The organism is Nitrospirota bacterium (assembly GCA_016214845.1).
Classification (GTDB): domain Bacteria; phylum Nitrospirota; class Thermodesulfovibrionia; order UBA6902; family UBA6902; genus SURF-23.
The window spans coordinates 17,072-38,955 of the sequence record JACRMS010000018.1; the positions used below are offsets into that span (position 1 = coordinate 17,072).

The 21,884-nt window shown below is 47.2% G+C and carries 18 protein-coding genes; 16 read left to right on the forward strand and 2 right to left on the reverse strand.

Translation table 11 applies throughout. From position 1 onward, the window contains the following. Positions 1-31 precede the first annotated feature (31 nt). From HZB61_05005 to HZB61_05015, 3 genes are all read left to right on the forward strand, one after another. Positions 32-685, forward strand: coding sequence for an HAD-IA family hydrolase (locus HZB61_05005; protein ID MBI5055957.1), 654 nt, complete (start codon positions 32-34; stop codon positions 683-685). Next, positions 669-1,391 (forward strand): tRNA1(Val) (adenine(37)-N6)-methyltransferase, encoded by a 723-nt coding sequence (locus HZB61_05010; GenBank protein ID MBI5055958.1) that lies wholly within the window; start codon positions 669-671, stop codon positions 1,389-1,391. Before HZB61_05005 ends, HZB61_05010 begins: the two co-directional genes overlap by 17 nt. A gap of 303 nt (positions 1,392-1,694) precedes the next feature. Further along, positions 1,695-2,192, forward strand: coding sequence for an Hsp20/alpha crystallin family protein (locus tag HZB61_05015; protein ID MBI5055959.1), 498 nt, complete (start codon positions 1,695-1,697; stop codon positions 2,190-2,192). Between the two features lie 89 nt (positions 2,193-2,281). On the opposite strand, the gene HZB61_05020 is transcribed toward HZB61_05015, so the two are convergent. Continuing rightward, positions 2,282-5,296 (reverse strand): fused MFS/spermidine synthase, encoded by a 3,015-nt coding sequence (locus HZB61_05020; GenBank protein MBI5055960.1) that lies wholly within the window; start codon positions 5,294-5,296, stop codon positions 2,282-2,284. Positions 5,297-5,577: 281 nt separating this feature from the next. On the opposite strand from HZB61_05020, the gene HZB61_05025 reads away from it, so the two are divergent. After that, positions 5,578-6,339 carry a hypothetical protein gene (locus tag HZB61_05025; GenBank protein MBI5055961.1) on the forward strand — a complete coding sequence of 254 codons (762 nt, stop codon included), beginning with the start codon at positions 5,578-5,580 and terminating at the stop codon, positions 6,337-6,339. 34 nt (positions 6,340-6,373) lie between these two features. On the opposite strand, the gene xerD is transcribed toward HZB61_05025, so the two are convergent. Next, positions 6,374-7,249: a site-specific tyrosine recombinase XerD gene (xerD, locus tag HZB61_05030; protein MBI5055962.1), complete on the reverse strand. Its 876-nt coding sequence runs from the start codon at positions 7,247-7,249 to the stop codon at positions 6,374-6,376. Between the two features lie 285 nt (positions 7,250-7,534). Between xerD and mraZ the strand changes: the two genes are divergently transcribed. The 12 genes from mraZ (at position 7,535) to murB (ending at position 21,756) form a co-directional block, all read left to right on the forward strand. Then, positions 7,535-7,987 (forward strand): division/cell wall cluster transcriptional repressor MraZ, encoded by a 453-nt coding sequence (mraZ, locus tag HZB61_05035; protein ID MBI5055963.1) that lies wholly within the window; start codon positions 7,535-7,537, stop codon positions 7,985-7,987. After that, complete coding sequence (gene rsmH, locus HZB61_05040) at positions 7,988-8,863, forward strand: 16S rRNA (cytosine(1402)-N(4))-methyltransferase RsmH (GenBank protein MBI5055964.1); 876 nt, start codon at positions 7,988-7,990, stop codon at positions 8,861-8,863. Continuing rightward, positions 8,860-9,207, forward strand: coding sequence for a hypothetical protein (locus tag HZB61_05045; protein ID MBI5055965.1), 348 nt, complete (start codon positions 8,860-8,862; stop codon positions 9,205-9,207). Before rsmH ends, HZB61_05045 begins: the two co-directional genes overlap by 4 nt. 44 nt (positions 9,208-9,251) lie before the next feature. Then, positions 9,252-11,051, forward strand: a complete 1,800-nt coding sequence (locus HZB61_05050) for a penicillin-binding protein 2 (protein MBI5055966.1) — start codon at positions 9,252-9,254, stop codon at positions 11,049-11,051. Positions 11,052-11,145: 94 nt separating this feature from the next. Further along, positions 11,146-12,717 carry a UDP-N-acetylmuramoyl-L-alanyl-D-glutamate--2,6-diaminopimelate ligase gene (locus HZB61_05055; GenBank protein ID MBI5055967.1) on the forward strand — a complete coding sequence of 524 codons (1,572 nt, stop codon included), beginning with the start codon at positions 11,146-11,148 and terminating at the stop codon, positions 12,715-12,717. 69 nt (positions 12,718-12,786) lie between these two features. Continuing rightward, entirely contained in the window at positions 12,787-14,205 is a 1,419-nt protein-coding gene (locus HZB61_05060; GenBank protein ID MBI5055968.1) for a UDP-N-acetylmuramoyl-tripeptide--D-alanyl-D-alanine ligase, read from the forward strand. Continuing rightward, positions 14,195-15,277 carry a phospho-N-acetylmuramoyl-pentapeptide-transferase gene (locus tag HZB61_05065; protein ID MBI5055969.1) on the forward strand — a complete coding sequence of 361 codons (1,083 nt, stop codon included), beginning with the start codon at positions 14,195-14,197 and terminating at the stop codon, positions 15,275-15,277. The genes HZB61_05060 and HZB61_05065 overlap by 11 nt, the downstream gene beginning before the upstream one ends. Positions 15,278-15,298: 21 nt before the next feature. After that, on the forward strand, positions 15,299-16,837 hold the full coding sequence (gene murD, locus HZB61_05070; GenBank protein MBI5055970.1) for a UDP-N-acetylmuramoyl-L-alanine--D-glutamate ligase: 1,539 nt from the start codon (positions 15,299-15,301) through the stop codon (positions 16,835-16,837). Further along, positions 16,834-18,027, forward strand: coding sequence for a putative lipid II flippase FtsW (gene ftsW / locus HZB61_05075; protein MBI5055971.1), 1,194 nt, complete (start codon positions 16,834-16,836; stop codon positions 18,025-18,027). Before murD ends, ftsW begins: the two co-directional genes overlap by 4 nt. Further along, positions 18,024-19,187, forward strand: coding sequence for an undecaprenyldiphospho-muramoylpentapeptide beta-N-acetylglucosaminyltransferase (gene murG / locus HZB61_05080; protein ID MBI5055972.1), 1,164 nt, complete (start codon positions 18,024-18,026; stop codon positions 19,185-19,187). Before ftsW ends, murG begins: the two co-directional genes overlap by 4 nt. Positions 19,188-19,273: 86 nt before the next feature. Further along, entirely contained in the window at positions 19,274-20,686 is a 1,413-nt protein-coding gene (locus tag HZB61_05085; GenBank protein MBI5055973.1) for a UDP-N-acetylmuramate--L-alanine ligase, read from the forward strand. 146 nt (positions 20,687-20,832) lie between these two features. Next, on the forward strand, positions 20,833-21,756 hold the full coding sequence (gene murB, locus HZB61_05090; protein ID MBI5055974.1) for a UDP-N-acetylmuramate dehydrogenase: 924 nt from the start codon (positions 20,833-20,835) through the stop codon (positions 21,754-21,756). Positions 21,757-21,884 lie beyond the last annotated feature (128 nt).

The window sequence follows — 21,884 nt, forward strand, 5'->3', positions numbered from 1 at the left end:
TACTTTTGAATTCATCCGGCTTTAAACTTTTATGCTCAAACTGCTTATATTCGACCTTGACGGTACGCTTGCTGACACGGCACAGGACATTGCCGATGCGATAAATTTTGCCCTTAAGCCATTTGGCAACAAAATATATTCCGTCGAAGAAACTAAGGCGATGGTCGGCTCCGGCATATCAAAACTGCTTGCATCGCTGCTTCCGGATAAAGATGAAAAAAATACGGAAACAGTTCTTAACAGGTTTCTCGATTACTACACAGAGCATATAATTGATCACACAACCGCTTATCCGCACGTAAAAGAGACTTTGCCGGAATTAGGGAATTATAAAAAAGCCGTGGTATCGAACAAGAGGGAGGCGCTTTCCAAAAAGGTGCTTGAGGGGCTTGGCATTGCGCAGCATTTTAACGTGGTCTTCGGCAGCGACAGTGTGCCTGAGAAAAAGCCTTCGCCTGTTCCTGTTTTAAAGCTTCTTGAGAAGTTCAATATCACGCGTGAGGAAGCGGTCATAATAGGTGACAGCAACTTTGATATTGAATCGGGTAAGGCCGCAGGGATAAAGACCATCGCAGTGACATATGGGTTTCGCAAGAGGGAAATTTTAAAGGACGCCGATTTTATAATCGACAGCTTTGACATGTTACCGGATATTCTCCCGCAAATCAATGACCCAAAAATCTGAAGAAACTCTCGACAGCATAAAAGACATCAAGCTGTTTCAGGCAAAGAACGGCTACCGTTTCAGCATAGACGCTGTGCTGCTTGAAAGCTTCATTTCAGCGAAACGCCTCGAAAAGGGCGTTGAGCTTGGCGCAGGTTCAGGCGTTATATCCATTCTCCTTGCAAAGAGGCTGAAGCAGGTGCATATAACCGCCGTTGAAATTCAAAAGAGACTCGCTGAACGCGCAAGGAGAAACGTGAGCTTGAATGGCTTGATCGGCAGGGTTGAGATAATCGAAAAAGACATGAGGGCACTAAAAGAAGTTTTCCCTGCCAATAAATTTGATTTTGTTTTTTCAAACCCACCTTTCAGGAAAACCAGGACCGGGCGTTTGAGCATTTACGAAGAACGCGCGGTGGCAAGGCACGAGATTGAGATAACGCTTTCTGACCTTATAAAGACAGCCGCTTATCTGCTGAAACATTCAGGCAAGTTTTTCATGATCTACCATCCATTCAGGCTTGCAGAATTAATCAGCCTCCTTCAACAGTCACGGCTTGAGCCTAAGAAGATGAGGTTTGTTCATTCAAAGATGGGAGAAGAGGCCAAGATGGTCCTTATTGAAGCGGTAAAAGGATCAGGCGCCTGGCTTAAGATCGCACCTCCCGTTTACCTCTACGAGGAAGGCACAGAGTATACTTCCGAGTTAAAAAAAATCCTGATGTAAGCGCAGCTCGTTATTGGCATTCTTGCAGTAAATCATATAATCTCCCCTTGGCTTATACTTTTGAACTTTTGAGCAATTGCACTTTGGAGTTGTGCAGCTTTCACACTTTGGTACATTCTCCTCCATGTTGCTAAATAATTAATAGCGGAAAAATTCAGTCATTTCAACGCCTTGCAACCCTGATTTTTAAACAGCGCTAAACCCTCTAATTAATAAGGCAAATTACCTCTTGCATCTGATGAAAAAAGAGTTAAAATAAAATCAGGAGGAGTGAAATCCTCCATGGTGAAAGGAGGTGTTAGTATGGCGGTAAAAGGATGGAAAGATCTGGTCAAGAGAGAGAGAGAAAGGACATTCCCCGTAGCGCCACTTTATGGTATTGAAAAGTGGTTTGAGGAAATGTGGAACAGACCGCTCTCGCTGTTAGGGCCGTCGTTTCTGTCGGATACCGATCTTCGCTCCGAGCTGTATGGAATCACTCCAACTGTCGATATGTACACCGAAGGCAAGGATGTAGTGTTTAAATTCGATCTGCCCGGTATGAAAAAGGAGGATATAAAGGTAGATCTTGCTGAAAATATCCTGACTATTTCCGGCGAGAGAACCAAGACCGAGACAATCGAAAAAGAAGACTACTACAGGGCTGAGCGTACCTTTGGAACATTCCATCGCAGATTCGAGCTGCCCAGCGACCTGGACACCGAGAAGATCACTGCCCACTATGAGAACGGCGTACTCGAACTGAGAATCCCGATGATGAAAGAAGCGGAGAAGAAACATGTCAAGATCTCGATCAAATGACGCACAGTAAGGGTCCCCGCCAGAAATGACGGGGATTCTTTTGTCTTCACACCGCAGATATTTTCTCTCGTGAGCAGGCCTGCCAGTTTTTAATTGATACTGTTTTTCTTAATTGCATTTTCCTGCCCGTCAATTTTTGTTTTGATGACATCTTTTATTCTGCTTTCAGCGGAGCGTACGGAGGGAATGTCCCTGCCCCGGTATCTGGCAGCGGCGCTTTCCTCAAGATAGGCGGAGTTGACGGCTGCCATGACATCACTCACGAATTGATTAACGATTTCATCAGCGGCGTCTCCGGGTAAGTATAATTGGCCGTAGATAACACGATTCTTATTGTCCACAAAATCTATCACAGTCATTTCACTGCTTATGCGGCTTAACACAGCAGAGATCTGCAGCTCTGTCTTTTGCCCCTCCTCGCTCAGGACAATAAATGTCTTTGCCTGAAGCAGTCTCGGCTCTTTTGACATTTCGGAGAGATACTTATAGTTAAGGAACCTCCCCGGGGCATACCATGCAAAGCTCCTGTCCAGTTTTTCCAATAATTGTCTGAACTCCGGGGACAAAAACTTTCCACCGAGGGCAAGGGCGTGTGCCCGGTCGTATACCCTTGCGGCCATATCAGAGGCTTGCCAGTACATCAGATGGTCCTGTCTTGATCTATCATCCGTTACGGGCGCGAGATAAGGCAGGATGCTCTCGCGGTAGCGGGATATATTGTTTGCATTCTCTTCCATAAGAAAAAACTTGCCGATCGAAAAAGGAGCGGAAAATTCAAGGTACAAGTTATCGTCTGTGTTGATCGTCCCGTCTTCTCCAAAGGCCTTCATCCCCTCTGTGCCCATCACAAAATAATTAAGAAACTCCCGCGCCGGATACATCATAACGCGCCTGAGGTCGCCGGCTATCTCCGGCACGGCGATGCGCCTGTTGAGCTCGGTTTCATCAAGCACGATGGGAGAGCTGCTTCCAATAAGTGTGGCATCGTTGTAGTTAAACCACATCACTGTATATCTGAAGTTCCCGCTGAAGGTACGCACTACTGATTTAAGGTCCTCAACGGTGAGCTCATAGATTGGCAGCCACTGGCACATCACCCCGCCCTCGCGGAGATGTTCCGAAGCCAGTTTGAAATATTCCCTGGTATAGAGATAGCCTGCGCCCCTGAACCAGGGGTGGATCGGGTCAGCAGTGATGACGTCGAATTTTTCCTTTGTGGTAAGCAGGAAATTTCTGCCGTCATTAAAAAAGGTCCTGAGCTTCGGGTTATCAAGGGCATGATGATTATATTTTTCGAAGGTCCGCGCAACGCCGATGACCTTTGGCTCGATCTCCACAAGGGTGACCTGCTCCACGGAAGGATGCACCAGAGTTGCTCCAAGGGTCATACCGCTCCCCAGCGCAACTACCAGCACTCTTTTGGGATTCTTATTCACAAGCATGGGGAGATGACCGAGTGTGTACTGTGTCTGTTGATCTGCCAGGTGAGTAGACGCCTCGGCCCTTCCGTTTGTCAAAAAAGTCTGAACACCGCCTTTGATCTTGATCGAGCTTACACTGGATTCCACGCCTTCGGCATAATAGAGAACATCGGTATGATCAAGTGCTTCCCTGACCATCTCCTTAGTGCGGAAGGCCTCAGTCTGGTTGGTCCGGAATATTGCGAAATACTTCATATTCCACATCCTGAGTGCGGTGGTATTTACAGCCATAAAAAAAAGGACCCCCGCGGTAAAAACTGCTATGGCCCAGGTCAACTGCTTTACTCTGCTCGTAATGACTATCAGACCAAAGCCGATGTTTATGACCGTCAACATCTGCAGCGACCTCTCGATGCCGAAAAAATAAGTTAAGACAAATCCGCTCATGACAGCGCCCAGGATGGCCCCGGCTGTATTATAAGCAAGCACTTCGCCTGTCGCGCTTCCCGTCAGTTTCCTGTATTCCCCGTGGACCATTCCAGCCAGTGGGAAAGCAAGGCCCATAAAAAATGCAGGGACGAGCATATAAATAAATGCGATGATGAGATTCGCCCATTGCATCACCCCGAAAAGACCAAGGTCCATTTTACCCAGATAATCCCGGAGCTCAATGGAGTCGGCCGGGAGATGACGGATATGAAAAGTCACCAGGAGGGCCGTAATGCCGATAATGATCTGCACCACCCCGAAACCGGAAATAGACCACCCGATGCCTTTCTCCTTTGCCCCGATGATTTTTGTGAAAAGGCCATACGCCTCGCTGCCCAGTGCGATCCCGGTGAGGAAAGCAGCCAGCATCGTAGTGAATCCATAAACGCTCGCCCCGACAACAATGGTCAGTATACGTGTCCATAAGATCTCATACCCAAGCGCGCAAAAGCCGCTCACTCCTATGCCCCAGAGTACGAGTTTAAAGGGTAGTGTATTTTCCGTCATCCGTGGAGCTGCGGTGTCTTTTCCATGTCTGCCGGACACATTTTCATTTGCGCTGAAAAGCAGAGCGGCCTTTTTCTGAAGCGACAGGCTTGCAAGACCAATGAAGACATTTATAACGATTGCCGTGATCAGGGTTGTGCTCAGGGAAAAGAAACGGAGAAAATAAAAACCTGCGGCTACAGTTCCAGCCACAGCGCCAAGGGTGTTGAAGCCGTAAAGTAAAGAAAGCTGCGTGCCGAGTTTTCTGCGGTCCCCTGAAACAAACCGGGTGAGCACGGGAAGAGTCCCTCCCATAAGAGTTGTTGGGATGATCAGGGCAAGTATCGCAAAAACCACACGTATGCAGGACAGGTAAAAATGGGAATCCTCCCCGCCCTGTACAAGGAATATGTAGATAGACGGATATACTTTTATTAAGCCTGCGAATGCCACAGCGAACACCGCTATGCCAAGCTCCAGCAGGCCGTATAAGCGGAGGGGCTTCTCTACCCTGTCAACGTACCTGCCGATCGTGTAACTGCCTATTGCGAGGCCGGCCATGAAGACTGACAGGACGCTGGTAACTGCGAGGTGGGTCCCGCCAAATACAAGGCCCAGAGAGCGCACCCATATTACCTCGTACATCAGGGCCGCTGCCCCGGACAGAAAGAACATTAGGTAAATCAAACCTAATATGAGGGTCTGCATATTATGTTATTCTCGCAAGACGCATTTTTATCTTACATCAAGAAAGCAATTTCTGCGCCAAGTTACAGGTGCTTTTATAAGGCCTTTAAAACTATCTTTTCCCGGAGATATACCGAGGTCTTTATTCAAACACATCTGGTAAAAAAGCCAATCCGATTGAGTTATCTTACCAGATGCAATAGTGTTCTAATTCTCAAACTCCGCGCGTTGCGAACTGAGATAGTACGTGATACCATTTGAATAGGGGCAGACTTAAATGTCCCTCCTGGAGGGAGTTAGCAATGCCTCATAAGCACAAGAAAACTTTTTATCCGGTAGCTCCGGCAAAAAGCAAAGAATGGCAGGCGGTCCACAAACCAACTGCGCGGGATGCTTCCGCCCTGGGAGAAACAAAACCGAAACTTGAAATTGTTCTAAAATGCGACTCCGCTGGAAGTGTAGAAGCAGTCACTGCCGCTGTCTTGAAAATTATCGTGCCTGACGTCGATATGAGCATCATCCACAGCGGGGTGGGCGATATCAATCGGTCCGACATTTTGTTAGCTGAAACAGGCAGCAGGCTGATTGTTGGTTTTCAGGTCAATGTTACGTCAGAGGTTGATAAGGAACTGAAGGAACATGCTGTTGAAGCGCGCCTCTATGAGGTGATCTACAATCTGACTGATGACCTGCGCAATATCGCCGGAGAGTTGGTCCCTCATGTTTCACAGGAAGAAACAATCATCGGCAGTGCAAAGGTCATAGCGCTTTTTAAGAGCAGCAGGAAGGGGATCATTATTGGATGTGAAGTCCTCAGCGGCCATTTAGCAACAGGCCAGCATTTTCGCATCATCTCTGAAATGGGGCCTGTTTATTCAGGGACAATAGAGACAATACACATAGAACAAAATGCCGTGCAGAAAGTAGTTCCGGGGCAGCAGGCAGGTATAAAAATAACAGACTTCAATAAAGTTAAGATCGGAGACCTTGTAGAGAGCTTCCGTCCACAAGCCTCAAAGAAAACCACCCGCTGGAAGCCAAAGGGTGGTTTTGTCCGCAGGTAGGGGGCAAAAAAAAATTCTTAACAATAAATGATCGTCAGCCTCTTGGATGATAATCCTTGTGTATTTTTCTCAACCTCTCAGGGGTGACCTTTGTATAAATTTGTGTTGTGGATATGTCCGTGTGTCCGAGCATCTTCTGGAGCGCGCGCAAATCAGCGCCTCCGTCCAATAAATGGCTGGCAAAGCAGTGCCTGAGTGTGTGTGGGGATATCTTGATGGATAATCCCTTGGAATATGTCTTGATCAACTGCCACAACCGCTGTCTCGTCATGGGCTTCCCTCCTTTTCTGAGAAAAAGATAGTGGCTCATTTTTTTGCCCAGGAGCTTTGGTCTTAATTCCTCGATATATATTTTTATCGTGTTCAGTGCTGTTTCATTGATAGGGACAACTCTCTCTTTAGAGCCTTTGCCTATCACAGTTATGAAGCCAGCCTCAAAGTTTATGTCGCCGGCTTTCAAAGTCACAACTTCACTTGCCCTTAATCCCGAGGAGTAAATAATTTCAAGAATCGCCCTGTCGCGCAGAGAGAATTTTTCAAATGTTGGTTTATGGAGTAATTCGGAAACTTCTTCAGTTCCGATGATCTTCGGGATGCGTTTCCATCCCTTTGGGGTGGAGAGATTTTCAACAGGGTCTTCCTTGATAATCCCTTCAAGGAGCATGAATTTGCACAGGCCGCGCAGCGCCGCGATGTTCCTTGCCATAGTCGAAGACTGATTGCCCGCGTCGCGGATGTACGTTAAGAATGAAGTGAGATCGCTCCGTTTGAAATCCGTTATTTTCTTGCCGATACTGTCAAGATGATCTTGAAATTTTTGAATATCTCTTCTGTAGGCTTCCAATGTGTTTGCAGAAAGCCCTTTCTCCACAGTGAGATAATTCAAAAATCTTTCTACAGGATCTACCATTTTTTAAGAATACAGGATGCTGAAGGCAAGTTACAAGTTCTAAATATTGTGAATGAAGATCAAAGAATTTTATTTAATAATAATTTAGATCTATTTTTAAATCTGGAATTGGAATTTTTTCAGGCTGGATTTTTTCATATCTGGGATGCCCATAAATAGTATTCCCAAGGATACGAGACCACAAAATATAGTGGTTATTTTTTTTACTAAATTTCCCCTTGACAAGCATCTGCTTCCTTTCTATACTTAACATCAGTGGAAGGATGTGGAGGATAGTGGAATAGAATGCCAGCATTTACAGGAAAATATTATTATACAGTTGATCCCAAGGGCCGAATAATCATCCCGTCTCCTTTAAGAAAAATTATTTCCGACCATTATAACACAAAACTTTTTGTCACAAATGCGCTCTTTGACCGTTGTCTCCACATCTATCCACTGGAAGAATGGAACAAGCTCGAAGAAAAAGTGCGGACGCTCCCTAAGATGGACAAAGACATCAAGCTTTTTAACAGGAGGGTCATTGCATCGGCAACGGAGTGCGAAGTCGACAAGCAGGGAAGAATCTTGGTCCCGTCTGCTCTCAGAGAAGATGCGGATATTAACGGAGACATCGTCATTGTCGGGCAGATTGAAAAAATAGAGTTGTGGAACAAGAAGCAATGGGATGCTGCCGTGGATATTTCCGGCGTTAACCAGGAAGCCGTGGCAGATAAGCTGGCAGGTTATGGCCTGTAAATGAAGATAGAACATATACCTGTAATGCTGAAGGAGATAACTGAAATGCTTCAGCCGCAAAAAAACGGGATATACGTTGATGTAACCGTCGGTCTCGGCGGACACGCAGAAGGGATCCTCCAGCGGGCACAGGGATGCACTTTAATCGGCATTGACAGAGATGAAAAGGCATTGGAGATCGCGAGGGAACGGCTGAGCTATTATGACAATGTTCATCTTGTTCAAGACAATTTCTCAAACATGAAGACGGTTGTTAACGGTCTCGGTTTTAACAAAGTCAAAGGAATGCTTCTTGACGCGGGTGTCTCGACATTGCATCTGAAGTCGGAAGGCAGAGGGTTCAGTTTTATGAAAGATGAACCTTTGGACATGAGGATGGACCAGAGGCAGGGGCTTACTGCCGAAGATGTGGTTAATAACTATTCCGAGCAAGACCTTTCTTCAATTATATGGAAATACGGCGAGGACAGGTTCAGCAGGAAGATCGCAAGGGCCATTGTTTACGCGCGAAAGAAAAAAACAATCACATCCTGCAAGGAGCTTGCGGATATAATCGAAAAGGCGATTGGAAGAAGGGGCAGGATCCATCCCGCAACAAGGACATTTCAGGCGATAAGGATAGAGGTGAATAAAGAGCTGGAAGAACTTTCAACCGCGGTTGAGTCAGGGGCGGAGCTGCTTGAGCAGGGAGGAAGGTTCTGCGTGCTCTCTTATCATTCCCTCGAAGACAGGATTGTAAAAAACGCATTTAAGAAACTGGCAAAGGAAGGTCTCTTTAACATAATAACCAAAAAGCCTCTGGTCCCAAGCCGGCAGGAGCAGCAATTAAACCCTTCATCAAGGAGCGCAAAGCTCAGGGTTGGGGAGAAAATATGAAAAAATGCAGGACTAAAAGCAGCAGGAAAAAGAGTCTGTTAAAACTTTGTTTCCCTCTTTATTTTGTTTTTTGTTTGTTCGCGATCATTTGGCTTAAGGCGGCAGTCATCAATCTGGAATATGAGCTTGGGGAGCTTGACAGGCAGAGGGCGGAATCTACGCGGGAGAGAAAGATGGCGGTCGCCCAGAGGGCGAATTATTATTCAACTGAAAAGATCGAGAAGGTCGCCCTGAACAATCTCGGTATGACTATGCCCATGAGGGAAAAAGTTTTTTACGTTAAAAGGGAGTCTGTGCCCGGTCTTTACAAGACGTCATTAAACAACGCATCAGAGAAGAAATAACGGGAATATTATGGACATTAAAATAATAATTTTCTGGGATGAATATGATTAAAAGAAGGACCAGGCAGAAGGTCGATTCCAGAAAGCTCTGGGATGAAGACCAGGGAAAAGTCTCGCTTGAAAACAACAGAAAGAGGGCGGTAGTCATTATCACCGTCATCATATTCGGCTTCGCTGTTATTTTATTCCGTCTTGCAGACCTCATGGTACTCAACCACGGGAAACTCTCGGAAAAGGCCGCGCAGCAATATATAAAGGAGAAGACGTTAACGCCCCAGAGGGGAATAATCTGGGACAGGAACATGAAAGAGATGGCGACAAACATCGAAACAGACTCGCTCTATGTTGTGCCAGTGAAGGTGAAAGACACACGCAGCCTGTCTTCACAGATCGCCCCTATAATAAACGTCCCGGCGAAAGAAGTTAACGACCTGCTGTATAAAAAAAGGGACAAGGGTTTCACATGGCTTGCAAGGAGAATAGACCTTCAGACAAGCCGCAAATTAGAGGAACTGAAGCGCCCGTTCAGGGAGGGATGGATGGGCTTTATCACTGAACCGAAACGTTATTACCCGAAAGGGCAGATCGCCTCACACATCCTGGGTTTTTCAAACATTGATGACGAAGGCATTGCGGGACTTGAGCTTGTTTACAATAATTATTTAAAAGGCGAGGTCAAGAGCGTTTCAGTCGGCATCGATGCGCGAGGCAGGAGCCTCACCAGTGATGTAAAAGAAGCAGTGCCCGGCAATAACCTTATTCTCACTATCGACGAGGGCCTCCAGTATATTGTTGAAAGAGAGCTGACAACTGCGATGGAGGAAAGGAAGGCAAAGGCCGCGGTTGCGATAATGATGAATCCAATGACAGGGGAGATCCTCGCACTGGCCAACAGGCCGACTTACGATCCCAATCTTCCTTCCGCGGCAGACGGTGAAGAAAAGCGCAACAGGGCGATTACAGACCTGTTCGAGCCCGGCTCAACCATGAAGTCAATTCTCGCGTCCGCCGCATTGGAAGAGAAGGCGGTCAGGCTTGGCGATATGTTCGACGTCTCAAGAGGCACGATCAATGTTGCGGGTAAAACCATCCACGACGTCCACAGGCACGGGGTGCTCAATTTTCAGGAGGTCATCAAGAAGTCCTCAAACGTCGGCGCTGTGAAGATAGGACAGAGACTCGGAGCGACAAAATATTATGAATACCTGAAAAAATTCGGCTATGGGGACAAATCAGGCATAGATTTCCCCGGCGAGGCAAAGGGTATTTTGAGGAATATTAAATCATGGTCGGGCACATCCCTGGCCTGTATGTCGATAGGCCAGGAGATAGGCGTGACACCCTTGCAGATGTTGAGGGCCTATTCGGCCATAGCAAACGGCGGTTCATTAATGAAGCCATATATCGTATCGGAGATAATTTCTCCGGACGGCAAGGTCGTCAAGAAAAATTCCCCTACTGAAGAAAGAAAGGTCATCTCAAAAGCTACCTCTGCCGCACTGAGGGACATTCTTAAGACGGTTGTCGAACAGGGTGGCACGGCACAGCGGGCAAGCGTCAAAGGGAACCTGGTGGCCGGAAAAACGGGCACGGCGCAGATATTTGACCCAAAGACAGGGCATTATTCCAAGAACAGGTTTGTAAGCTCGTTTGTGGGTTTTGCCCCTGCTGATGATCCGAGGGTGGCGCTTATCGTTGTTATTTATGAGCCGGTCGGAGAGACATACGGAGGACTCGTGGCCGCTCCTGTGTTTAAAAATATAATTGAACATACATTCGCTTATCTGGACGTGCCTATGGAGAAAGATGAGAACAGGATCGTCCTTGTCAGCAAATCCCGTTAAAGGATTTTCCCCGCGGGACATGGAATGCGGCTCCGGCAGGTTTTAATTACGGATGCTTTACGGATATTATAGATGAGATTTTTTTACTGGATAAATGACCATATTAAAACTTTTAGAAGGTCTGGCGGTCAAATCGAATACCGGACCTCTTGATGCGGAAATTAAAGGGATCGCGTATGACTCGAGATTCATAAAAGAAGGTTTTCTTTTTGTGGCTGTCAAGGGATTTTCCGTTGACGGCCATGATTACATAAGAGATGCGATAAACAGGGGGGCTGCTGCCATTGTTTCGGAAAAGGCAGCGGCTTGTTTAACAAATGCAGATCAATCTGCTGATCAAAAGAGCGCTGCTTTTATTGAAGTGCCGGACAGCAGGAAATCGTTAGCGCTTATCTCCGCCGCCTTTTACGGCAAGCCCTCCACAAGTTTATCCCTGATCGGTATCACGGGAACAAATGGAAAGACTACGACAAGCTTTATTACAAAAAATATCCTCGACGCGGGAGGTAAAAGGACGGGTCTTTTGGGAACTATCTGCTACATCACGGGAGATGAGAGAGTGGCGGCATCGCATACAACGCCTGAGTCACTGGATCTGCAAAGGTGCCTGGGTGAAATGGTGTATAATAACATGAGCTACGCAGTACTTGAGGTTTCCTCACACGCGCTGGCGCTTAAAAGAGTGGAAGGCTGTACTTTTAAGACGGCTGCCTTTACGAATTTTTCGCAGGACCATCTCGACTTTCACGGCACGATGGATGAGTATTTCAGGGCGAAGTGCGGGATCTTTGATTATCTTGATGCCGGAGGGGCCGCGGTTTTAAACTGGGATGACCCGGCGATCAGGCCTCTTGCGCGGACGCTCAATTGCAAGGTGGTGACCTGCGGGCTGGAAGAAGGAGCAATGATAAGGGCGGAGAAGATAAGAAGTCGGAAGACAGAAGACAGAGCACAGAAGACAGAAGACAGAAGACAGAAGACAGATTCCCCCCTTATTCTCCCCTTAGCAAGGGGGGATAAAGAGGGGTTAGGCGGATTATCATTTGACGTGCAGACACCTGAGAGCAGGTTCACGGTAAATTCGCATCTGATCGGACGCATCAATGTGTATAACATTCTGATGTCTGTCGGCATAGCATATTCACTTGGTATAAGCGATGAAGTGATCCAGCGGGGGATTGAAAATGCAAAACCCGTTGAGGGAAGATTTGAAAATGTGGACGAGGGGCAGGGGTTTTTATGCATAGTGGATTATGCCCACACGGATGACGCCCTGAGAAAACTTATCCAGGAGGCGAGGCGCCTGACAAAAGGACGGGTGATAACTGTCTTTGGATGCGGCGGCAACAGGGACAAAACAAAAAGGCCCCTGATGGGAGCGGCAGCATCGGAGCTGAGTGATTCTGTAATTGTCACCTCGGACAACCCGCGCAATGAGGACCCTGTTGAGATAATTAAAGATATATTGAAAGGCATCAGCAAAAATAATTACTCGGTGCAGCCTGACAGGGAGCTGGCGATCAAAGAGGCGGTTGCAATGGCAAAAGAAGGTGACACGCTGCTGATAGCCGGAAAAGGCCATGAGGATTACCAGGAGATAAAAGGAAAGAGACATCACTTCAGTGATAGAGAGGTTTTAAGAGAGGCGATTGGAAAGCTTAAATGAGAATAATGATTTGTCACCCTGAACTCGTTTCAGGGTCTATTAAAGAAGAGATGCTGAAACAAGTTCAGCATGACATACAAAATGGTCAGTATTTTTAAAATAGAAGAGATGACATTAACGGTAGATGAGATAATCAGGGCAACAGGAGGCAAGTTGCTCGTTGAGGACCCAAAGACGTTCAGCGGGGTCTCGATTGACTCCCGTTCTATTAAAGAAGGCGAAGTTTTTTTTGCCATCAGGGGAGAAAAATTTGACGGGCACACATTTCTTGAAAAGGCGCTTTTGAAAGGCAGCGGGGCAGTCGTGGATTCAAGACCTGCTGCGCTGCCACAGGGCAGGACAATAATTTTTGTAAAAGACACCCTGTGCGCCTTGCAGGACCTTGCGCATTCTCTGAGGATAAAACTTGATGTCCCTGTCATAGCTGTCACGGGCAGCAGCGGGAAGACGACTACGAAGGAAATGATCTATTCGGTCCTTTCAAGAAAATTCAACACCTTAAAGAATGAAGGTAATCTCAACAATCATGTCGGTTTGCCTTTAAGCCTGATGAAGCTCCAGCCCGAGCACGAGGCTGTGGTCGTTGAAATGGGAATGAATGCGCCCGGTGAGATCAAGAGGCTTTGCGAGATAGCTTTTCCAACACACGGCGTGATCACAAACATCGGCACTGCCCATATCGGCAGGCTCGGCAGCCACGAGGCGATCAGGGACGCAAAACTTGAGATACTCAATGGACTCAAAGTGGCGGTTGTAAATGCAGATGACAGCATGATGATGCAGGGGATTGCGAAAGCCGGGAATTTTAGCGGCGAGGTCCTTACGTTCTCTATAAACAATGATTCGCAAGTCATGGCCAAAGATATTCAGACAACGGAAAGCGGGATTAATTTTACACTGAATATTAAAGGTGCCGGCAGTGTTCCTGTAAGCCTTAATGTGCACGGGACCTTTAATGTTTACAATGCGCTTGCGGCTTCCGCAGCGGGCTTTTCACTTGGCATTTCAGCAGGAGAAATCAAGGCCGCGCTTGAATCCTTCAGGGCCTTTTCCATGCGCTTTGAGATTGTGAAAATAAAGGGGATGACAATAATAAATGATTCCTACAACGCCAACCCGTCATCCATGGAGGAATCATTGAAGGAACTCGTCAGGATTGGCGCTGAAGTAAGAAAGGTAGCTGTTCTTGGCGACATGCGCGAACTGGATGAGTACGCGGAAGACGCGCACAGGGCCATTGGAAGAATGGTGTCTGAAATGGGAGTGGATGTCTTTATCGCAGCCGGAGAGATGATGAGCCTGGCGGCAGAGGAATGTTTAAAAACAAAAAAAGACAGACCATTGCCTGAGGTTTATACCTTCAGAAATGCCGACAGCGTTAACGAAAGTATCATGGATATTTTGAAGCATGGAGATACGGTCCTGATAAAAGGCTCGCGCTCGATGCAGATGGACAAAGTTGCAGGGAGAATATTAAATGTTATATAAGCTGCTCTATTATTTGCACGATTATTATACGCCCTTTAACGTGTTCAGGTATATTACCTTCAGGACAGCTCTTGCCATTATTACTTCTTTATTCATTACGTTTATAACGGCCCCCTGGATTATCAGGAAACTCAGGACCATGTGCATGACCCAGTATGTTAGAGACGACGGGCCGCAGACCCATCTGAAAAAAGAAGGCACTCCGACAATGGGCGGCATCATTATTATTTTGTCCGTGGTAGTCAGTGTTTTGATGTGGGGAGAACTGAGCAATAAGTTTGTATTAATAATGATAGCTGCGATAGTGGGCTTTGGATTTATCGGGCTGGTGGATGATTATCTCAAGGTGGTCAGAAAAAACCCAAAAGGGTTGAGGGGATGGTATAAATTCGGCGCCCAGATCGGGCTTGCCATAGGGATAGGATTTGCTTTTTACTATGACCCCAACGATATTTATATCGCGAAGCTGAGCATCCCGTTTTTCAAAAAATGGCTGATAGACCTCGGCTGGTTTTATATCCCTTTCACTATTCTTGTAATAGTCGGGGCATCGAATGCGGTCAACCTGACCGACGGCATAGACGGCCTTGCAATAGGATTAGTCGGGATAGCTTCCCTCGCAAACGCTGTATTCGTTTACATATCAGGACATTCGGGTTTTTCACAATACCTGCAAGTCCTTTATTTGCCGGGCACGGGAGAGCTTACGGTCTTCTGCGGGGCCATGTTCGGGGCCGCCCTTGGATTTCTCTGGTACAACAGTTATCCTGCTGATATTTTCATGGGTGACGTCGGATCGCTCGGCCTCGGCGGAGCGCTCGGCACCCTTGCGGTGATCACAAAGCAGGAGATAGTGCTCACCGTTGTCGGGGCTATTTTTGTCTTAGAGACTTTTTCAGTAATAATACAAGTGGCGTCATTTAAACTGACCGGCAAAAGGGTTTTCAAGATGGCGCCCATTCATCATCATTTCGAGGTGAAGGGCTGGCCTGAACCGAAAGTGATAATACGATTCTGGATAGTAGGCATTATCCTTGCGCTGTTGAGCCTGACGACATTAAAGGTGAGATGAAAAGACAGGGGGTAGGGATTAGTGGAAAGAATGATATTTGTGGATGAAAAGAAGATGACATTTAAAGATAAGAACATTGTAGTGGTAGGGCTTGCGAGAAGCGGAACAGGAGCGGCAAACCTCCTTTCCGATTTAGGGGCGAACGTGACTATTACCGACAGCAAGCATAGAGGTCTGCTTGAGGATAATATTAAAAGATTATTGCTGTCCGTTAATGTTGTTACCGGCAGTAATCCACCTGAGATCTTCGACACTGCCGACATGATAGTGATAAGTCCGGGAGTGCCGCTGACAGTTCCCTCTCTTGAACGCGCAAGGGCAAAAGGCATTCCAATAATCGGCGAACTGGAACTTGCGTATCAGGTGATACAGGGGTTAGGGATCAGGGATCAGGGATTAGTAAAAGACAAATCAGATACCGGTTTACCAACCCCCAACCCCCAACCCCCAACCCCTTTTATAGGCATTACCGGGACCAACGGGAAATCAACTGCAACCACATTGGTTGATTTAATGCTGAAAGAGGCCGGCTTCAATTCACTGCTTGGCGGCAATATAGGGATAGCGTTGACGGAAGAGATATATAAAATTGCAGGGGCGGGTTTCAAACCCGTTCCCGCATTACCTGATTACATCGTAACTGAAATCTCAAGTTTTCAGCTTGAGACGATAAAAGATTTCAGGCCGAAGATCGCGACCATCCTCAACATCACGCCTGACCATCTCGACAGGTATAAAAGCATGGATGAATACATCGACGCTAAGGCGAGGATTTTTGAAAATCAAACGCCTGAGGATTTCCTGGTCCTGAACGCGGACGATCCTGAATTAGAAAAAGTGAGAAGTGAGAAGTTGGAAGTGGGAAGTGAAAGACCAAAGGTTGTTTACTTCAGCCGCGTGAAAGAGGTGGAAGGGGCTTATCTGAAAGATGGAATTATTTATTTTAACTTGCCGGAACTCAACATCCACCCCTCAGCCTTCAGCCTTCAGCCTTCGACCTTTAAAATTCAGGGCGTTCATAATATCGAAAATGCAATGGCAGCCTCATTGATCGCGTTGATCGCCGGATGCCCCATTGACTCGGTCAGAAATGTATTGAAGACTTTCCCGGGGCTTGAACACAGGCTTGAGTTCGTGGCCGACATCGGGGGAGTGAAGTTTATCAATGATTCAAAAGGGACGAACGTGGGCGCTGTCGCGAAATCCCTTGAGGGATTCGATAATTTAATACTGATAATGGGCGGATTGGATAAGGGCGGCGACTTTACCGGCCTGAGAGATATGGTAAGACAGAAGGTCAAAGCACTGGTCTTAATTGGAAAGGCAAAGGACAAGATCGCCAGTGCCCTTGGAGACGCCGCGGAAACGCTTATGACTGAGGACCTGAATTCAGCGGTTGAGTTGTCTCTGTCAAAGGCGTCAGCAGGCGATATTGTATTGCTGTCGCCGGGCTGCGCAAGCTTTGACATGTTCAAGGACTTTGAAGACAGGGGAAGGAAATTTAAAGAGGCGGTAAATCAGTTGAAAGTTAAAAGTGAAAAGTCGAGAGTGAAAGAATGAACAGTAAAGACACAAGAGGGATCATAATTTCGGTAGCGTTGCTTGTTTGCATTGGCATTCTTATGGTCTACAGTTCAACAGTGCTGATGTCCATGAAGAGATACGGAAATAGTTTTCATTTTCTGCTGAATCATATCTTTACCGTATTTGTTGGAGTCGCGGCAATGTTCATATTGTCGAGAATGGACTATCAGAGTTTCAGACGGCCATTTTTTCATATAGCGTCATTTCAGGTGTCCGCAATTCATATACTGATGGGGATCGCCTTGTTTATGCTGCTGCTGGTGTTTGTGCCGGGTATCGGTATTTCTGCAAATGGCGCGAGAAGGTGGCTCAGGCTCTGGCCCACTACTTTTCAACCCTCGGAGTTTGCCAAAATAGTCATGGTCATATTTCTTGCCGATTACATGGACAGGAACATCCACAGGATGAAAGATGCCCGGTTCGGCATTATGATACCTATCGGCGTTATGCTATTGTTCCAGGGCATAATAATCATCCAGCCTGATTTCGGCGCGGTAATGAGCCTCGGGATACTCACCATGGGTCTTTTGCTTATCGGAGGTGTGAGATTGAGTTACATCGGGGCAATGGCGCTTCTCTCCCTGCCTGCTATTTTTATTGCCGTAACGTCTTCTTCATACAGGATGAAAAGGATAATGTCTTTTACCGATCCGTGGAAGGATTCTCTCGGCAGCGGCTTTCAGCTTGTGCAGTCGTTTATCGCCTTCGGCAACGGCGGGCTGACAGGACTGGGACTTGGCGGGAGCAAACAGAAACTGTATTTCCTTCCCGAGGTCCACACCGATTTTATTTTTTCATTGATCGGGGAAGAATTAGGAATGATCGGCGCGGTGTCTGTGCTGCTCCTCTTTCTGTACTTTTTCCTGAAGGGTGTCAAGGTCGCAAATAAGACGAATGATTCGTTCAGTTATTTCCTGACCCTCGGTTTGACGATGATGATAGGGGTCCAGGTCATTATTAATTTTGCGGTAACAACAGGGCTGATGCCGACAAAGGGCCTGCCGCTGCCGTTTATCAGTTACGGCGGATCGTCCCTGCTTATTAATCTTGCCGCGATCGGGATACTTATAAACATATCAAGACACAACGAGAACAGGACCATAGACAGCAGGACAGGCGCTGATAATTTTGCGGACCATAATTATTACGCGGGAAGGCGGACATGAACATTGTTATAGCGGGAGGCGGCACAGGCGGGCATGTGTTTCCGGCAGTTGCCATTGCAAAGGAACTAAGAAATTCAATCGCCAACGTCAAAATCACATTTATCGGGACAGCGAGGGGGATTGAGTCAAAGATAATTCCCAAAGAAGGCTATGACATAAGGTTTATAAGGTCCGAGGGGCTTGTGGGGAAAAACATTTTCAAGACTATTTCATCGGCCATGAAAATCCCCACTTCCTTAAGCGATGCCCGTGCGATACTGAAAGAGCTCCAGCCTCAACTGGTATTGGGCGTCGGGGGCTACAGCTCCGGCCCGGTGCTCCTTTGCGCCTCGATGATGGGCATCCCCACAATAATACATGAGCAGAATACACTACCCGGCCTCACCAATAAATTGCTCGGCAAATTTGTCGACACCATTGCGGTGACGTATCATGAGAGCATGGACTTTTTCCCTCAGGACAAAACCTATCTTACGGGCAACCCCATAAGGGCTGATATCCTGAGCGGCAGCAGGGAGAAAGGCTACAAGACGTTTAGTCTTGAGAGGGACCTTTTTACAATATTTGTCTTCGGCGGAAGTCTCGGGGCCAGCCGCATAAACAGCGCGGTCAGTGAGGCCCTTGCGTACCTTGTGCCGCTGAAGGACAAGGTGCAGTTTCTGCATCAGACAGGAGACAGGGATTTTGATACCGTCAGGGAGGCCTACAGGGTGCGTGAATTCAGGGGGACCGTTGTCCCGTTCGCGCACGAAATGGCAGACGCGTATGCAGTGGCGGATCTGATTGTCTCAAGGGCAGGCGCAACCACCCTTGCAGAACTGACCGCGTGCGGCAAGGCGGCAATACTCATCCCTTACCCGTATGCCGCAGGCAATCACCAGGAAGTCAACGCGAGAAAGCTTTGGGACATCGGCGCGGCCCAGATGATACTTGACAGGGACCTGAACGGCAAGGTGCTTGCCGATCTAATTAAATTCATGATAGAAGACCCTGAGGCAATAGGGCAGATGGAGCGCACCAGCAAGTCCCTGGGCAACCCGGAGGCTACGGCGAAAATCGTTGAACTCATGCTGGGGCTATTAAAAAAAAAGACGGTAGATAAGATGCAGGGCAAAGAACAGAGAATGCAGATGAAAGAACATAACCATCAGGTGAGTTAGTAACTTTGTCACCCTGAACTCGTTTCAGGGTCTTATAGAAAAGCAGATGCTGAAACAAGTTCAGCATGACATTTTGAGATTAAATTATGTATAAACGGTTTGAGAAAATTCATTTCGTGGGTATCGGCGGCGTCGGCATGAGCGGCATTGCGGAGGTCCTCCATAATCTCGGCTACGACATCTCAGGCTCTGATCTAAAAGAATCTGAAACTACGAACAGATTGAAAGGGCAGGGCATTAACATCATCATCGGCCACAAGGCGGAGAATATAACGAGCGCTGATGTTGTGGTCATCTCATCAGCGGTCTCTTCTTACAATCCTGAGGTGGAAGCCGCGCGCAAATTGTCCATTCCTGTCATACCGAGGGCGGAGATGCTTGCGGAGCTTGCGAGGTTGAAATACGCGGTGCTGGTGGCAGGGGCGCACGGCAAGACCACGACAACGTCACTGGTGGCGAGCGTGCTTGCAGAGGGAGGGATCGACCCTACCGTTGTGATAGGAGGCAAATTAAAAGGCATCGGAAGCAACGCAAAATTAGGGCAGGGGGATTTCCTTGTAGCGGAGGCGGATGAGAGCGACGGCTCTTTCCTGAAACTCTCTCCCACTATCGCTGTGGTGACCAATATAGACAGGGAGCATCTGGATTATTTCAAAAACATTGATGAGATAAAGAACGCCTTCGATTCATTCATAAACAAAATACCTTTTTACGGGCTGGCTGTTTTATACGGCGACAATGAACACATGAAGGAGATCCTGCCCAATGTCAAACGGAGATTTATCACATACGGATTGAGCGACAACCTCGACCTTGTCGCAAAGGACATCAAGACACATAATTTCAGGACAAGATTCGAGGCTGTCCTAAACGGGAGATCATTCGGCGTATTTGAAGTCCCGCTTATCGGACTCCACAACGTGTGCAACTGTCTTGCAGCCATCGCCGTTGCGAATGAACTGGAGATGGGCATGGTAGACATACAGAGGGCCTTAAGCAACTTCAGCGGGGTACAGCGGCGTTTTGAAATGAAAGGTGAAGTTGCGGGTATCAAGGTGATTGATGATTACGGGCATCACCCCGCCGAGGTCATGGCGACTTTGAAGGCGGCGAAGGCGGCGATGAGTGAAGGCAGAGGGCAGAAGGCGGAAGGCAGACTAATTGTTCTCTTTCAGCCTCACAGGTACACAAGGACGAGGGACCTTTTTAAAGATTTCATCTATGCCTTCACGGACGCTGACAAGGTGCTGCTGTTAGACATTTATCCCGCGGGAGAAAAACCCATTGAAGGGGTCAATTCGGAATCGTTATTTAAAGAGATAAAGAAAACAGGCAAGGACATTGAGTATTTAAAGGACAGGTCAGAGATATCAGATTATCTTGACCGGGAATTGAAAGAAGGAGATATCCTGCTGACCCTCGGGGCCGGGGATGTATGGAAAATCGGCGAGGAGTTTTTAAAAATTAAAAATGAAACCACAGAGACACAGAGGCACTGAGAAAAATCAAGAAGAAATGAGAAATGAAAAACAGGAAAATTCTTTACTTCCAATTTCTTATTTCCTGTTTCCCATTTTGTTCTCCGTGTCTCAGTGCCTCTGTGGTTTATTAAATGTTTTTTTAGGTTAAGGATTAAATGCGAGTGATGGACAAGGAATTAAAAGGCATTTTTGAAAAAGGGCTTTTCAAGGGCGAGATGAAGTTTGATGAACTGATGTCGGAGCACACGTCTCTGGGAATAGGCGGGCCTGCGGAGGTCATGGTCTTCCCTGAAGACCCTGTGTCCTTGAGGAACGTCCTGCGCGCTGCAAAAAAGGAGAATATCCCGGTGGCCGTACTTGGAGGCGGGACGAATCTCCTTGTCAGTGATAAGGGGATAGAAGGCGTCGTTATCTCATTGAAGGCATTCAGGGGGATTGAGTTTACGAGGGGAAGCAATGACCGGGAAGCGGTTCTGTACGTTGCGGCAGGAGTGCCGCTTGCGGGTCTTTTGAGTTTCGCCCAAAAGAACGGATGCGCCGGCATTGAGGCGCTGGTCGGGATACCCGGATATTTTGGCGGCGCTGTGTATATGAATGCGGGGTCTTTCGGCGCGGAGATCAAAGACGTGCTCGTCTCAGTAGCGGTGATGGATATGAACGGCAGGATCTCAATTTTGGAGAAGGACAAATTGAATTTTTCATACAGGTCTTCAAATATTCCCGACGGCCTGATAATCCTCAGCGCGAACATTTTATTAAAGAGAGATAATCCTGATGAGATATCAAGGCGCATGAAAGATTATTTACAGAAAAAGAGAAATACACAGCCGCTCGGAGAGCCTTCCGCAGGGTGCGTTTTTAAAAATCCCGAGGGAGATGCAGCGGGAAGGCTGATAGACGCGGCAGGGTGTAAAGGGATGAGGGTCGGCGATGTCGAGGTGAGCGCGGTACATGCCAATTATTTTATTAATAAAGGCAGCGCCGCGTGCGGGGACTTTATCGCATTAATGAAAATCGTGAAGGCGAAGGTGAAGCAACACAGCGGTGTCGCGCTTGAGCCGGAGATAAAAATTGTGGGGAAAAATTAATTGATAATGCAAACGATGGAACCAGAGGCAATCTTAAATTTAATAAACACAGATAAGAAAGACTGTCTCAAAACTTCTATAATCGACATGATATTTAAATTTATGTTTAATGCTATTCCAGTTATTCT

Coding starts and splice junctions, on each gene's coding strand:
- HZB61_05005 (MBI5055957.1), top strand. CDS start 32: ATGCTCAAACTGCTTATATTCGACCTTGACGGTACGCTTGCTGACACG.
- HZB61_05010 (MBI5055958.1), top strand. CDS start 669: ATGACCCAAAAATCTGAAGAAACTCTCGACAGCATAAAAGACATCAAG.
- HZB61_05015 (MBI5055959.1), top strand. CDS start 1,695: ATGGCGGTAAAAGGATGGAAAGATCTGGTCAAGAGAGAGAGAGAAAGG.
- HZB61_05020 (MBI5055960.1), bottom strand. CDS start 5,296: ATGCAGACCCTCATATTAGGTTTGATTTACCTAATGTTCTTTCTGTCC.
- HZB61_05025 (MBI5055961.1), top strand. CDS start 5,578: ATGCCTCATAAGCACAAGAAAACTTTTTATCCGGTAGCTCCGGCAAAA.
- xerD (MBI5055962.1), bottom strand. CDS start 7,249: ATGGTAGATCCTGTAGAAAGATTTTTGAATTATCTCACTGTGGAGAAA.
- mraZ (MBI5055963.1), top strand. CDS start 7,535: ATGCCAGCATTTACAGGAAAATATTATTATACAGTTGATCCCAAGGGC.
- rsmH (MBI5055964.1), top strand. CDS start 7,988: ATGAAGATAGAACATATACCTGTAATGCTGAAGGAGATAACTGAAATG.
- HZB61_05045 (MBI5055965.1), top strand. CDS start 8,860: ATGAAAAAATGCAGGACTAAAAGCAGCAGGAAAAAGAGTCTGTTAAAA.
- HZB61_05050 (MBI5055966.1), top strand. CDS start 9,252: ATGATTAAAAGAAGGACCAGGCAGAAGGTCGATTCCAGAAAGCTCTGG.
- HZB61_05055 (MBI5055967.1), top strand. CDS start 11,146: ATGACCATATTAAAACTTTTAGAAGGTCTGGCGGTCAAATCGAATACC.
- HZB61_05060 (MBI5055968.1), top strand. CDS start 12,787: ATGACATACAAAATGGTCAGTATTTTTAAAATAGAAGAGATGACATTA.
- HZB61_05065 (MBI5055969.1), top strand. CDS start 14,195: ATGTTATATAAGCTGCTCTATTATTTGCACGATTATTATACGCCCTTT.
- ftsW (MBI5055971.1), top strand. CDS start 16,834: ATGAACAGTAAAGACACAAGAGGGATCATAATTTCGGTAGCGTTGCTT.
- murG (MBI5055972.1), top strand. CDS start 18,024: ATGAACATTGTTATAGCGGGAGGCGGCACAGGCGGGCATGTGTTTCCG.
- HZB61_05085 (MBI5055973.1), top strand. CDS start 19,274: ATGTATAAACGGTTTGAGAAAATTCATTTCGTGGGTATCGGCGGCGTC.
- murB (MBI5055974.1), top strand. CDS start 20,833: ATGGACAAGGAATTAAAAGGCATTTTTGAAAAAGGGCTTTTCAAGGGC.